Here is a 13,746-nt window from a genome sequence, read left to right as displayed (position 1 = left end):
GAACATGTTGCTTAGCATAATCACTGTCGCGTTTCGTAACCTCGAAGGGATAGTCAAAACACATGCCTCGCTGGCGCATCTGGCGCAGGCGGAAGATATCAGCTTCGAATGGATTGTTGTCGATGGCGGTTCCAACGACGGCACCCGTGAGTATCTGGAAAATCTCAATGGTATCTATAACCTACGCTTTGTCAGCGAGCCAGATAACGGCATCTACGACGCCATGAACAAAGGCATTGCGATGGCACAAGGCAAGTTCGCGTTGTTTCTCAATTCGGGCGATATTTTTCATCAGGATGCCGCAAATTTTGTCCGTAAGTTAAAAATGCAAAAAGATAACGTGATGATCACCGGCGATGCGCTGCTGGATTTTGGCGACGGGCATAAAATTAAACGTAGCGCCAAACCGGGTTGGTATATTTACCACAGTCTGCCCGCCAGTCATCAGGCGATATTTTTCCCGGTGTCCGGCTTGAAGAAATGGCGTTATGATCTGGAATATAAAGTTTCTTCCGATTACGCGCTGGCGGCCAAAATGTATAAAGCCGGTTATGCATTTAAAAAACTCAATGGCCTGGTGTCTGAATTTTCTATGGGTGGAGTATCAACCACCAATAATATGGAATTGTGTGCAGACGCGAAAAAAGTCCAACGGCAGATATTACATGTGCCTGGCTTCTGGGCAGAATTATCCTGGCATTTACGCCAACGTACTACCTCAAAGACGAAAGCCTTATATAACAAAAGCTGAATATAAGGGAAAACGATGCAAGATTTAAGTGGTTTCTCGGTGCCGAAAGGGTTCCGGGGCGGCAACGCTATTAAAGTGCAATTGTGGTGGGCAGTACAGGCAACATTATTTGCCTGGTCGCCACAAGTATTGTATCGCTGGCGGGCATTTTTATTACGTTTATTCGGGGCAAAAATAGGAAAAAAAGTAGTTATTCGTCCGTCAGTAAAAATTACCTATCCGTGGAAATTAACCTTAGGTGATTACGCGTGGGTCGGCGATGAGGTCAATTTATATACCCTCGGTGAAATAACTATTGGCGCACATTCGGTGATATCGCAAAAAAGTTATTTATGCACCGGGAGCCACGACCATGCAAGTCAACATTTCACCATTAACGCCACGCCTATTGTGATTGGCGAGAAATGCTGGCTGGCGACAGATATTTTTGTTGCCCCTGGCGTCACGATTGGCGACGGCACCGTCGTGGGTGCGCGAAGCAGTGTTTTTAAATCGCTTCCGGCAAATGTGGTTTGCCGGGGGAATCCCGCAGTGGTGATACGCGAACGCGTTGAAACTGAATAAATTCAAAAAATACAGAGGAATAAGACATGTCAAAAGTCGCTCTCATCACCGGTGTAACCGGACAAGACGGTTCTTACCTGGCAGAACTGCTGCTGGACAAAGGTTACGAGGTGCATGGTATTAAGCGTCGTGCATCGTCATTCAACACCGAGCGCGTGGATCACATTTATCAGGATCCGCACACCTGCAACCCGAAATTCCATCTGCATTATGGCGACCTGAGTGATACCTCCAACCTGACGCGTATTTTGCGTGAAGTGCAGCCGGATGAAGTGTACAACCTGGGCGCAATGAGCCACGTTGCGGTTTCTTTTGAGTCACCGGAATATACCGCAGACGTTGATGCGATGGGTACGCTGCGCCTGCTCGAGGCGATCCGCTTCCTCGGTCTGGAAAAGAAAACCCGTTTCTATCAGGCTTCCACCTCTGAACTGTACGGTCTGGTGCAGGAAATTCCGCAGAAAGAAACCACGCCGTTCTACCCGCGATCTCCGTATGCGGTCGCCAAACTGTATGCCTACTGGATCACCGTTAACTACCGCGAATCCTACGGCATGTACGCCTGTAACGGTATTCTCTTCAACCATGAATCCCCGCGCCGCGGCGAAACCTTCGTTACCCGCAAAATCACCCGCGCAATCGCCAACATCGCCCAGGGGCTGGAGTCGTGCCTGTACCTCGGCAATATGGATTCCCTGCGTGACTGGGGCCATGCCAAAGACTACGTAAAAATGCAGTGGATGATGCTGCAACAGGAACAACCGGAAGATTTCGTTATTGCCACCGGCGTTCAGTACTCCGTGCGTCAGTTCGTGGAAATGGCGGCAGTACAGCTGGGCATCAAACTGCGCTTTGAAGGCACGGGCGTTGAAGAGAAGGGCATTGTGGTTTCCGTCACCGGGCATGACGCGCCGGGCGTTAAACCGGGCGATGTGATTATCGCCGTTGACCCGCGTTACTTCCGTCCGGCTGAAGTTGAAACGCTGCTCGGCGACCCGACCAAAGCGCACGAAAAACTGGGCTGGAAACCGGAAATCACCCTCAGAGAGATGGTGTCTGAAATGGTGGCTAATGACCTCGAAGCGGCGAAAAAACACTCTCTGCTGAAATCTCACGGCTACGACGTGGCGATCGCGCTGGAGTCATAAGCATGAGTAAACAACGCATTTTTATCGCTGGCCATCGCGGGATGGTCGGTTCCGCCATCAAGCGACAGCTCGAACAGCGCGGTGATGTGGAGCTGGTATTACGCACCCGCGACGAGCTGGATCTGCTGGACAGCCGCGCGGTGCATGATTTCTTTGCCAGCGAAAGCATTGACCAGGTCTATCTGGCGGCGGCGAAAGTGGGCGGCATTGTTGCCAACAACACGTATCCGGCGGATTTCATCTACCAGAACATGATGATTGAGAGCAACATCATTCACGCCGCGCATCAGAACGACGTGAACAAACTGCTGTTTCTTGGATCGTCCTGCATCTACCCGAAACTGGCAAAACAGCCGATGGCAGAAAGCGAGTTATTGCAGGGTACGCTGGAGCCGACCAACGAGCCTTACGCCATTGCCAAAATCGCCGGGATCAAACTGTGCGAATCTTACAACCGCCAGTATGGACGCGATTACCGCTCAGTTATGCCGACCAACCTGTACGGGCCACACGACAACTTCCATCCGAGTAACTCGCATGTGATCCCTGCATTGTTGCGTCGCTTCCACGAGGCGACGCAACAGAATGCGCCGGACGTGGTGGTATGGGGCAGCGGTACACCGATGCGCGAATTTCTGCATGTCGATGATATGGCGGCGGCGAGCATTCATGTCATGGAGCTGGCGCACGAAGTCTGGCTGGAAAACACCCAGCCGATGCTGTCGCACATTAACGTCGGCACGGGCGTTGACTGCACTATCCGCGAGCTGGCGCAAACCATCGCCAAAGTGGTGGATTACAAAGGTCGGGTGGTTTTTGATGTCAGCAAACCGGATGGCACGCCGCGCAAACTGCTGGATGTGACGCGCCTGCATCAGCTTGGCTGGTATCACGAAATCTCACTGGAAGCGGGGCTTGCCAGCACTTACCAGTGGTTCCTTGAGAATCAAGACCGCTTTCGGGGGTAACGATGTTTTTACGTCAGGAAGACTTTGCCACGGTAGTGCGCTCCACACCGCTTGTCTCTCTCGACTTTATTGTCGAGAACAGTCGCGGCGAGTTTCTGCTTGGCAAAAGAACCAACCGCCCGGCGCAGGGTTACTGGTTTGTGCCGGGAGGGCGCGTGCAGAAAGACGAAACGCTGGAAGCCGCATTTGAGCGGCTGACGCTTGCGGAACTGGGGCTGCGTCTACCGATAACAGTAGGCCAGTTTTACGGTGTCTGGCAGCACTTTTATGACGATAACTTCTCCGGCTCGGATTTTACCACTCACTATGTGGTGCTCGGTTTTCGCATCAGAGTAGCGGAAGAAGAGCTGTTACTGCCGGATGAGCAGCATGACGATTACCGCTGGCTGACGCCGGACGCGTTGCTCGCCAGTGACAATGTTCACGCTAACAGCCGCGCCTATTTTCTCGCTGAGAAGCGTGCCGGAGTACCCGGATTATGAAAATACTGGTCTACGGCATTAACTACTCGCCGGAGTTAACCGGCATCGGCAAATACACCGGCGAGATGGTGGAATGGCTGGCAGCACAAGGTCATGAGGTGCGGGTCATTACCGCACCGCCTTACTACCCGCAGTGGCAGGTGGGCGAGAACTATTCCGCCTGGCGGTACAAACGAGAAGAGGGAGCTGCTACGGTGTGGCGCTGCCCGCTGTACGTGCCAAAACAGCCGAGCACCCTGAAACGCCTGTTGCATCTCGGCAGTTTTGCCGTCAGCAGTTTCTTTCCGCTGATGGCGCAACGTCGTTGGAAGCCGGATCGCATTATCGGCGTAGTGCCAACGCTGTTTTGCACGCCGGGAATGCGCCTTCTGGCGAAGCTCTCTGGTGCGCGTACCGTGCTGCATATTCAGGATTACGAAGTGGACGCCATGCTGGGGCTGGGCCTTGCCGGAAAATGCAAAGGCGGCAAAGTGGCACAGCTGGCAACGGCGTTCGAACGTAGCGGACTGCATAACGTCGATAACGTCTCCACGATTTCGCGTTCGATGATGAATAAAGCCATCGAAAAAGGCGTGGCGGCGGAAAATGTCATTTTCTTCCCCAACTGGTCGGAAATTGCCCGTTTTCAACATGTTGCAGACGCCGATGTTGACACCCTTCGTAACAAGCTTGGCCTGCCGGATAACAAAAAAATCATTCTTTACTCCGGCAATATTGGTGAAAAGCAGGGGCTGGAAAACGTTATTGAAGCAGCCGATCGCCTGCGTGATGAACCGCTGATTTTTGCCATTGTTGGGCAGGGCGGCGGCAAAGCGCGGCTGGAAAAAATGGCGCAGCAGCGTGGACTGCGCAACATGCAATTTTTCCCGCTGCAATCGTATGACGCTTTACCTGCACTGCTGAAGATGGGCGATTGCCATCTGGTGGTGCAAAAACGTGGCGCGGCAGATGCCGTATTGCCGTCGAAACTGACCAATATTCTGGCGGTAGGCGGTAACGCGGTGATTACCGCAGAAGCCCACACAGAACTGGGGCAGCTTTGCGAAACCTTTCCGGGCATTGCGGTTTGCGTAGAACCGGAATCGGTCGAGGCGCTGGTGGCGGGGATCCGTCAGGCGCTTCTGCTACCCAAACACAACACGGTGGCACGTGAATATGCCGAACGCACGCTCGATAAAGAGAACGTGTTACGTCAATTTATAAATGATATTCGGGGATAATTATGGCGCAGTCGAAACTCTATCCAGTTGTGATGGCAGGTGGCTCCGGTAGCCGCTTATGGCCGCTTTCCCGCGTACTTTACCCCAAGCAGTTTTTATGCCTGAAAGGCGATCTCACCATGCTGCAAACCACCATCTGCCGCCTGAAAGGCGTGGAGTGCGAAAGCCCGGTGGTGATTTGCAATGAGCAGCACCGCTTTATTGTCGCGGAACAGTTGCGCCAACTGAACAAACTCACCGAGAACATTATTCTCGAACCGGCAGGGCGAAACACGGCACCGGCCATTGCGCTGGCGGCGCTGGCGGCAACACGTCATAGCCCGGAGAGCGACCCGTTAATGCTGGTGCTGGCGGCGGATCATGTGATTGCCGATGAAGACGCGTTCCGCGCCGCCGTGCGTAATGCCATGCCGTATGCCGAAGCGGGCAAGCTGGTGACCTTCGGCATTGTGCCGGATCTACCTGAAACCGGTTATGGCTATATTCGTCGCGGTGAAGTATCTGCGGGCGAGCAGGATACAGTGGCCTTTGAAGTGGCGCAGTTTGTCGAAAAACCAAATCTGGAAACCGCGCAGGCCTATGTGGCAAGCGGCGAATATTACTGGAACAGCGGCATGTTCCTGTTCCGCGCCGGACGCTATCTCGAAGAACTGAAAAAATATCGTCCGGATATTCTCGATGCCTGCGAAAAAGCGATGAGCGCCGTCGATCCGGATCTCGATTTTATTCGTGTGGATGAAGAAGCGTTTCTCGCCTGCCCGGAAGAATCGGTGGATTACGCGGTCATGGAACGTACGGCAGATGCTGTTGTGGTGCCGATGGATGCGGGCTGGAGCGATGTCGGTTCCTGGTCTTCATTATGGGAGATCAGCGCCCACACCGCCGAGGGCAACGTTTGCCATGGCGATGTGATTAATCACAAAACTGAAAACAGCTATGTGTACGCCGAATCTGGCCTGGTCACCACCGTCGGGGTGAAAGATCTGGTGGTGGTGCAGACCAAAGATGCGGTGCTGATTGCCGACCGTAACGCGGTGCAGGATGTGAAAAAAGTAGTCGAGCAGATCAAGGCCGATGGTCGCCATGAGCATCGGGTGCATCGCGAAGTGTATCGCCCGTGGGGCAAATATGACTCTATCGACGCGGGCGACCGCTATCAGGTGAAACGCATCACCGTGAAACCGGGCGAAGGCTTGTCAGTACAGATGCACCATCACCGCGCGGAACACTGGGTGGTTGTCGCGGGAACGGCAAAAGTCACCATTGACGGTGATATCAAACTGCTTGGTGAAAACGAGTCCATTTATATTCCGCTGGGGGCGACGCACTGCCTGGAAAACCCGGGGAAAATTCCGCTCGATTTAATTGAAGTGCGCTCCGGCTCTTATCTCGAAGAGGATGATGTGGTGCGCTTCGCGGATCGCTACGGACGGGTGTAAACGTCGCATCAGGCGCTGTTTGTCGGATGCGGCGTGAACGCCTTATCCGACCTACGGTTCGGGTTTGTAGGCCTGATAAGACGCGGCAGCGTCGCATCAGGCAATGAATGCGAAGCCGCGATGTAAATAACGACAAAAACAAAATTGGCCGTTTCGGTCAGGGCCAACTATTGCCTGAAAAAGGGTAACGACATGAAAAAATTAACCTGCTTTAAAGCCTATGATATTCGCGGAAAATTAGGCGAAGAACTGAATGAAGATATTGCCTGGCGCATTGGTCGCGCCTATGGCGAATTTCTTAAACCGAAAACCATTGTTTTAGGCGGTGATGTCCGCCTCACCAGCGAAACCTTAAAACTGGCGCTGGCAAAAGGTTTACAGGATGCGGGCGTCGATGTGCTGGATATCGGTATGTCCGGCACCGAAGAGATCTATTTTGCCACTTTCCATCTCGGCGTTGATGGCGGCATCGAAGTTACCGCCAGCCATAATCCGATGGATTACAACGGCATGAAACTGGTGCGCGAAGGGGCTCGCCCGATCAGCGGCGATACCGGACTGCGCGATGTCCAGCGTCTGGCAGAAGCCAACGCCTTTCCTCCCGTCGATGAAACCAAACGTGGTCGCTATCAGCGAATCAACCTGCGTGACACTTACGTTGATCACCTGTTCGGTTATATCAACGTCAAAAACCTCACGCCGCTCAAGCTGGTGATTAACTCCGGTAACGGCGCAGCGGGTCCGGTGGTGGACGCCATTGAAGCCCGCTTTAAAGCCCTCGGCGCGCCTGTGGAATTAATCAAAGTGCACAACACGCCGGACGGCAATTTCCCCAACGGTATTCCTAACCCGCTGCTGCCGGAATGCCGCGATGACACCCGCAATGCGGTCATTAAACACGGCGCAGATATGGGCATTGCTTTTGATGGCGATTTTGACCGCTGCTTCCTGTTTGACGAAAAAGGGCAGTTTATCGAGGGCTACTACATTGTCGGCCTGCTGGCAGAAGCATTCCTCGAAAAAAATCCCGGCGCGAAGATCATCCACGATCCGCGTCTCTCCTGGAACACCGTTGATGTGGTGACTGCCGCAGGCGGCACGCCGGTGATGTCGAAAACCGGACACGCCTTTATTAAAGAACGTATGCGCAAGGAAGACGCCATCTACGGTGGCGAAATGAGCGCCCACCACTATTTCCGTGATTTCGCCTACTGCGACAGCGGCATGATCCCGTGGCTGCTGGTCGCCGAACTGGTGTGCCAGAAAAGAAAAACGCTGGGCGAACTGGTGCGCGACCGCATGGCAGCGTTTCCGGCAAGCGGTGAGATCAACAGCAAACTGGCGCAACCCGTTGAGGCGATTAACCGCGTCGAACAGCATTTTAGCCGCGAGGCGCTGGCGGTGGATCGCACCGATGGCATCAGCATGACCTTTGCCGACTGGCGCTTTAACCTGCGCTCCTCCAACACCGAACCGGTGGTGCGCCTGAATGTGGAATCGCGCGGTGATGTGCCGCTGATGGAAGCGCGAACGCGAACTCTGCTGACGTTGCTGAACGAGTAATGTCGGATCTTCCCTTACCCCATTGCGGGTAAGGGGCTAATAACAGGAACAACGATGACAAATCTAAAAAAGCGCGAGCGAGCGAAAACCAATGCATCGTTAATCTCTATGGTGCAACGCTTTTCAGATATCACCATCATGTTTGCCGGACTATGGCTGGTTTGCGAAGTGAGCGGACTGTCATTCCTCTACATGCACCTGTTGGTGGCGCTGATTACGCTGGTGGTGTTCCAGATGCTGGGCGGCATCACCGATTTTTATCGCTCATGGCGCGGTGTTCGGGCAGCGACAGAATTTGCCTTGTTGCTACAAAACTGGACGTTAAGCGTGTTTTTCAGCGCCGGACTGGTGGCGTTCAATAATGATTTCGACACGCAACTGAAAATCTGGCTGGCGTGGTATGCGCTGACCAGTATCGGGCTGGTGGTTTGCCGTTCGTGTATTCGCATTGGAGCGGGCTGGCTGCGTAATCATGGCTATAACAAGCGTATGGTCGCGGTGGCGGGGGATTTAGCCGCCGGACAAATGCTGATGGAGAGCTTCCGTAATCAGCCGTGGTTAGGGTTTGAAGTGGTGGGCGTTTACCACGACCCAAAACCGGGTGGCGTTTCTAACGACTGGGCGGGCAATCTGCAACAGCTGGTCGAGGATGCGAAAGCGGGCAAGATTCATAACATTTATATCGCGATGCAAATGTGCGACGGCGCACGAGTGAAAAAACTGGTCCATCAACTGGCGGATACCACCTGTTCGGTGTTGCTCATCCCCGATGTTTTTACCTTCAACATTCTTCATTCCCGTATCGAAGAGATGAACGGCGTACCGGTGGTGCCGCTGTACGATACGCCGCTTTCCGGGGTTAACCGCCTGCTAAAACGTGCGGAAGACATTGTGCTGGCGACGCTGATCTTGCTGCTGATCTCCCCGGTGCTGTGCTGCATTGCGCTGGCGGTAAAACTCAGTTCACCAGGGCCGGTTATTTTCCGCCAGACTCGCTACGGCATGGATGGCAAACCGATCAAAGTGTGGAAGTTCCGTTCCATGAAAGTGATGGAGAACGACAAAGTGGTGACTCAGGCGACGCAGAACGATCCGCGCGTTACTAAAGTGGGGAACTTTCTGCGCCGCACCTCGCTGGACGAATTGCCGCAATTTATCAATGTACTGACCGGGGGGATGTCGATTGTGGGGCCACGTCCGCACGCGGTGGCGCATAACGAACAGTATCGCCAGCTCATTGAAGGCTACATGCTGCGCCATAAAGTGAAACCGGGCATTACCGGCTGGGCGCAGATTAACGGCTGGCGCGGCGAAACCGACACGCTGGAGAAAATGGAAAAACGCGTCGAGTTCGACCTTGAGTACATCCGCGAATGGAGCGTCTGGTTCGATATCAAAATCGTTTTCCTGACGGTGTTCAAAGGCTTCGTTAACAAAGCGGCATATTGATATGAGCTTACGTGAAAAAACCATCAGCGGCGCGAAGTGGTCGGCGATTGCCACGGTAATCATCATCGGCCTCGGGCTGGTGCAGATGACCGTGCTGGCGCGGATTATCGACAACCACCAGTTCGGTTTGCTTACCGTGTCGCTGGTGATTATCGCGCTGGCAGATACGCTTTCTGACTTCGGCATCGCTAACTCCATTATTCAGCGAAAAGAAATCAGCCACCTGGAACTCACCACGCTGTACTGGCTGAACGTCGGGCTGGGGATCGTGGTGTGCGTGGCGGTGTTTCTGTTGAGCGATGTCATCGGCGATGTGCTGAATAACCCGGATCTGGCGCCGTTGATTAAAACATTGTCGCTGGCGTTTGTGGTGATCCCCCACGGGCAACAGTTCCGCGCGTTGATGCAAAAGGAACTGGAGTTCAACAAAATCGGCATGATCGAAACCAGCGCGGTGCTGGCGGGCTTTACTTTTACGGTGGTTAGCGCCCATTTCTGGCCGCTGGCGATGACCGCGATCCTTGGTTATCTGGTCAATAGTGCGGTGAGAACGCTGCTGTTTGGCTACTTTGGTCGCAAAATTTATCGCCCCGGTCTGCATTTCTCGCTGGCGTCGGTGGTACCGAACTTACGTTTTGGTGCCTGGCTGACGGCGGATAGCATCATCAACTATCTCAACACCAACCTTTCAACGCTGGTGCTGGCGCGTATTCTCGGTGCGGGCGTGGCAGGGGGATACAACCTGGCGTACAACGTGGCCGTTGTGCCACCGATGAAGTTGAACCCAATCATCACCCGCGTGTTGTTTCCGGCGTTTGCCAAAATTCAGGATGACACCGAAAAGCTGCGCATTAACTTCTATAAGCTGCTGTCGGTGGTGGGAATTATCAACTTTCCGGCGCTGCTCGGGCTGATGGTGGTGTCGAATAACTTTGTACCGCTGGTCTTTGGTGAAAAGTGGAACAGCATTATTCCGGTGCTGCAATTGCTGTGTGTCGTGGGGCTTCTGCGCTCCGTGGGTAACCCGATTGGTTCGCTGCTGATGGCGAAAGCGCGGGTCGATATCAGCTTTAAATTCAACGTATTCAAAACCTTTCTGTTTATTCCGTCGATTGTTATTGGTGGGCAGATGGCGGGCGCGATTGGCGTCACGCTTGGCTTCCTGCTGGTGCAGATTATCAACACCATTCTGAGTTACTTCGTGATGATTAAACCGGTGCTCGGTTCCAGTTATCGCCAGTACATCCTGAGTTTATGGCTGCCGTTTTATCTCTCGCTGCCGACGCTGGTGGTCAGTTATGCGCTGGGCATTGTGCTGAAAGGGCAACTGGCGCTGGGAATGCTGCTGGCGGTGCAAATAGCCGCGGGCGTGCTGGCGTTTGTAGTGATGATTGTGCTGTCGCGCCATCCGCTGGTGGTGGAAGTGAAGCGTCAGTTTTGTCGCAGCGAAAAAATGAAAATGCTTTTACGGGCGGGGTGAGTTGTTGTTTTCGGTTCCGACAACGGTTGCCGGATGCGGCGTGAACGCCTTATCCGTCCTACGGTTCTGTACTCGGGACCTGTAGGCCTGATAAGACGCGTCAGCGTCGCATCAGGCAAAAAGCGGCAACGGACACAACAAACACAGCTTCACCTGGCATCAAATTTATGAGGAAAAAATGAAATTACTTATTCTGGGCAACCACACTTGCGGCAATCGCGGCGACAGCGCCATCTTGCGCGGCTTACTTGATGCCATCAACATCCTCAATCCACACGCCGAAGTGGACGTGATGAGCCGCTATCCGGTCAGTTCTTCCTGGCTGCTCAACCGCCCGGTAATGGGCGATCCGCTGTTCCTGCAAATGAAACAACACAACAGCGCGGCGGGCGTTGTTGGACGCGTTAAAAAAGTCCTCCGTCGCCGCTACCAACACCAGGTACTGCTCTCACGCGTCACCGACACTGGCAAGCTGCGTAATATCGCCATCGCCCAGGGATTCACCGACTTCGTGCGCTTGCTGTCAGGTTACGACGCCATTATTCAGGTCGGCGGATCGTTTTTTGTCGATCTCTATGGCGTGCCGCAGTTTGAACATGCGCTTTGCACGTTTATGGCGAAAAAGCCGCTGTTTATGATTGGTCACAGCGTCGGCCCCTTCCAGGATGAGCAATTTAACCAACTGGCGAACTACGTTTTTGGTCACTGCGACGCGCTGATCCTGCGCGAATCGGTCAGCCTCGATTTAATGAAGCGCAGCAATATCACTACCGCAAAAGTGGAACATGGCGTCGATACTGCGTGGCTGGTTGATCACCACACAGAAGATTTCACCGCCAGCTATGCCGTTCAACACTGGCTGGACGTTGCCGCACAACAGAAAACAGTGGCAATTACCCTGCGCGAACTGGCACCGTTCGACAAACGTCTCGGCACCACTCAACAAGCGTATGAAAAAGCTTTTGCCGGGGTGGTCAATCGCATTCTCGACGAAGGGTATCAGGTCATTGCGCTCTCCACCTGTACGGGTATCGACAGCTATAACAAAGACGACCGCATGGTGGCGCTCAATCTGCGCCAGCACATCAGCGATCCTGCCCGTTATCACGTAGTGATGGATGAACTCAACGACCTGGAAATGGGCAAAATTCTTGGTGCCTGTGAACTCACCGTCGGTACGCGCCTGCACTCTGCCATTATCTCAATGAACTTTGCCACTCCGGCGATTGCCATCAACTACGAACATAAATCCGCCGGGATTATGCAGCAGCTGGGGCTGCCAGAGATGGCAATTGATATCCGTCATTTATTAGACGACAGCCTGCAAGCGATGGTTGCGGATACCTTAGGCCAGCTTCCGGCGCTGAACGCGCGACTTAACGAAGCCGTCAGTCGCGAACGTCAGACGGGAATGCAGATGGTGCAATCTGTGCTTGAGCGCATCGGGGAGGCGAAATGAAGGTCGGCTTCTTTTTACTGAAATTTCCGCTGTCGTCGGAAACCTTCGTTCTCAACCAAATCACTGCATTTATTGATATGGGATTTGAGGTGGAGATTGTCGCGCTGCAAAAAGGCGACACCCAGAACACCCACTCGGCATGGACGAAATATAACCTTGCCGCCAGAACCCGCTGGTTACAGGACGAACCTACGGGCAAAGTGGCGAAACTGCGCCACCGCGCCAGTCAGACCTTGCGCGGCATTCATCGTAAAAATACCTGGCAGGCGCTCAACCTCAAACGCTATGGTGCCGAGTCGCGGAACCTGATTTTGTCTGCCATTTGCGGCCAGGTCGCAACACCGCTTCATGCCGATGTCTTTATCGCTCATTTTGGCCCAGCGGGGGTTACCGCAGCAAAACTACGCGAACTGGGTGTCATTCGCGGCAAAATTGCCACTATTTTCCACGGCATTGATATTTCCAGTCGGGAAGTGCTCAACCATTACACTCCCGAATATCAGCAACTGTTTCGCCGTGGCGACCTGATGTTACCGATAAGTAATCTGTGGGCCGGAAGGCTGCAAAAAATGGGCTGCCCGAGGGAAAAAATTGCCGTATCGCGTATGGGCGTGGACATGACGCGTTTTAGCCCGCGTCCGGTGAAAGCGCCCGCAACGCCGCTGGAAATCATTTCCGTCGCACGCTTAACCGAGAAAAAAGGCCTGCATGTGGCGATCGAAGCCTGCCGTCAGTTGAAAGAGCAGGGTGTGGCATTTCGCTATCGCATCCTCGGCATTGGCCCGTGGGAACGACGCCTGCGCACGCTCATCGAACAATATCAACTGGAAGATGTGGTAGAGATGCCGGGCTTTAAACCGAGCCATGAAGTGAAGGCGATGCTCGACGACGCGGATGTCTTCCTGTTGCCATCGGTAACGGGTGCGGATGGCGATATGGAAGGCATTCCGGTGGCGCTGATGGAGGCGATGGCGGTCGGCATTCCGGTGGTTTCTACTCTGCATAGCGGAATTCCGGAACTGGTAGAGGCCGATAAATCCGGCTGGCTGGTGCCTGAGAACGATGCCTGTGCACTGGCGCAACGTCTGGCGGCGTTTAGCCAACTGGACACCGACGAACTGGCTCCGGTCGTCAAACGCGCGCGCGAAAAAGTTGAACACGATTTTAACCAGCAGGTGATTAACCGAGAACTCGCCAGCTTGTTGCAAGCTTTATAGAGGAGA

General features: G+C 53.8%; 12 protein-coding genes. All 12 read left to right on the top strand.

Annotated elements, in window-relative coordinates; all coding sequences use genetic code 11:
- The first annotated feature begins 4 nt into the window (after positions 1-4).
- Positions 5-751, top strand: coding sequence for a colanic acid biosynthesis glycosyltransferase WcaE (gene wcaE, locus D9597_RS05505; protein WP_073528404.1), 747 nt, complete (start codon positions 5-7; stop codon positions 749-751).
- A 15-nt stretch (positions 752-766) separates the two neighbouring features.
- On the top strand, positions 767-1,315 hold the full coding sequence (gene wcaF, locus D9597_RS05500) for a colanic acid biosynthesis acetyltransferase WcaF (protein ID WP_130221825.1): 549 nt from the start codon (positions 767-769) through the stop codon (positions 1,313-1,315).
- Between the two features lie 26 nt (positions 1,316-1,341).
- Complete coding sequence (gene gmd / locus D9597_RS05495) at positions 1,342-2,463, top strand: GDP-mannose 4,6-dehydratase (protein ID WP_130221824.1); 1,122 nt, start codon at positions 1,342-1,344, stop codon at positions 2,461-2,463.
- Between the two features lie 2 nt (positions 2,464-2,465).
- Positions 2,466-3,431, top strand: coding sequence for a GDP-L-fucose synthase (gene fcl, locus D9597_RS05490; RefSeq protein ID WP_130221823.1), 966 nt, complete (start codon positions 2,466-2,468; stop codon positions 3,429-3,431).
- A gap of 2 nt (positions 3,432-3,433) precedes the next feature.
- Positions 3,434-3,913: a GDP-mannose mannosyl hydrolase gene (gene gmm / locus D9597_RS05485; RefSeq protein ID WP_130221822.1), complete on the top strand. Its 480-nt coding sequence runs from the start codon at positions 3,434-3,436 to the stop codon at positions 3,911-3,913.
- Entirely contained in the window at positions 3,910-5,133 is a 1,224-nt protein-coding gene (gene wcaI, locus D9597_RS05480) for a colanic acid biosynthesis fucosyltransferase WcaI (protein WP_130221821.1), read from the top strand. Before gmm ends, wcaI begins: the two co-directional genes overlap by 4 nt.
- Before the next feature lie 2 nt (positions 5,134-5,135).
- Positions 5,136-6,572: a mannose-1-phosphate guanyltransferase gene (gene cpsB, locus D9597_RS05475; RefSeq protein ID WP_000079246.1), complete on the top strand. Its 1,437-nt coding sequence runs from the start codon at positions 5,136-5,138 to the stop codon at positions 6,570-6,572.
- A gap of 192 nt (positions 6,573-6,764) precedes the next feature.
- Entirely contained in the window at positions 6,765-8,135 is a 1,371-nt protein-coding gene (cpsG, locus tag D9597_RS05470) for a colanic acid biosynthesis phosphomannomutase CpsG (RefSeq protein WP_130221820.1), read from the top strand.
- 54 nt (positions 8,136-8,189) lie between these two features.
- Complete coding sequence (gene wcaJ / locus D9597_RS05465; protein WP_130221819.1) at positions 8,190-9,584, top strand: undecaprenyl-phosphate glucose phosphotransferase; 1,395 nt, start codon at positions 8,190-8,192, stop codon at positions 9,582-9,584.
- Position 9,585: 1 nt separating this feature from the next.
- Positions 9,586-11,064 carry a colanic acid undecaprenyl disphosphate flippase WzxC gene (gene wzxC / locus D9597_RS05460; RefSeq protein WP_130221818.1) on the top strand — a complete coding sequence of 493 codons (1,479 nt, stop codon included), beginning with the start codon at positions 9,586-9,588 and terminating at the stop codon, positions 11,062-11,064.
- Between the two features lie 178 nt (positions 11,065-11,242).
- Positions 11,243-12,523, top strand: a complete 1,281-nt coding sequence (gene wcaK / locus D9597_RS05455; protein WP_130221817.1) for a colanic acid biosynthesis pyruvyl transferase WcaK — start codon at positions 11,243-11,245, stop codon at positions 12,521-12,523.
- Complete coding sequence (wcaL, locus tag D9597_RS05450; RefSeq protein WP_130221816.1) at positions 12,520-13,740, top strand: colanic acid biosynthesis glycosyltransferase WcaL; 1,221 nt, start codon at positions 12,520-12,522, stop codon at positions 13,738-13,740. The genes wcaK and wcaL overlap by 4 nt, the downstream gene beginning before the upstream one ends.
- Positions 13,741-13,746: the final 6 nt, after the last annotated feature.

It is taken from the genome of Escherichia sp. E13S3 (assembly GCF_004212325.1).
GTDB lineage: Bacteria > Pseudomonadota > Gammaproteobacteria > Enterobacterales > Enterobacteriaceae > Escherichia.
Note: the sequence above shows the minus strand (reverse complement) of the source record. Positions and strands in the feature narration are given on the sequence as shown.

What these genes read in the sequence shown, in the direction of transcription:
- wcaE (WP_073528404.1), top strand. Translation starts at nt 5, where the DNA reads ATGTTGCTTAGCATAATCACTGTCGCGTTTCGTAACCTCGAAGGGATA.
- wcaF (WP_130221825.1), top strand. Translation starts at nt 767, where the DNA reads ATGCAAGATTTAAGTGGTTTCTCGGTGCCGAAAGGGTTCCGGGGCGGC.
- gmd (WP_130221824.1), top strand. Translation starts at nt 1,342, where the DNA reads ATGTCAAAAGTCGCTCTCATCACCGGTGTAACCGGACAAGACGGTTCT.
- fcl (WP_130221823.1), top strand. Translation starts at nt 2,466, where the DNA reads ATGAGTAAACAACGCATTTTTATCGCTGGCCATCGCGGGATGGTCGGT.
- gmm (WP_130221822.1), top strand. Translation starts at nt 3,434, where the DNA reads ATGTTTTTACGTCAGGAAGACTTTGCCACGGTAGTGCGCTCCACACCG.
- wcaI (WP_130221821.1), top strand. Translation starts at nt 3,910, where the DNA reads ATGAAAATACTGGTCTACGGCATTAACTACTCGCCGGAGTTAACCGGC.
- cpsB (WP_000079246.1), top strand. Translation starts at nt 5,136, where the DNA reads ATGGCGCAGTCGAAACTCTATCCAGTTGTGATGGCAGGTGGCTCCGGT.
- cpsG (WP_130221820.1), top strand. Translation starts at nt 6,765, where the DNA reads ATGAAAAAATTAACCTGCTTTAAAGCCTATGATATTCGCGGAAAATTA.
- wcaJ (WP_130221819.1), top strand. Translation starts at nt 8,190, where the DNA reads ATGACAAATCTAAAAAAGCGCGAGCGAGCGAAAACCAATGCATCGTTA.
- wzxC (WP_130221818.1), top strand. Translation starts at nt 9,586, where the DNA reads ATGAGCTTACGTGAAAAAACCATCAGCGGCGCGAAGTGGTCGGCGATT.
- wcaK (WP_130221817.1), top strand. Translation starts at nt 11,243, where the DNA reads ATGAAATTACTTATTCTGGGCAACCACACTTGCGGCAATCGCGGCGAC.
- wcaL (WP_130221816.1), top strand. Translation starts at nt 12,520, where the DNA reads ATGAAGGTCGGCTTCTTTTTACTGAAATTTCCGCTGTCGTCGGAAACC.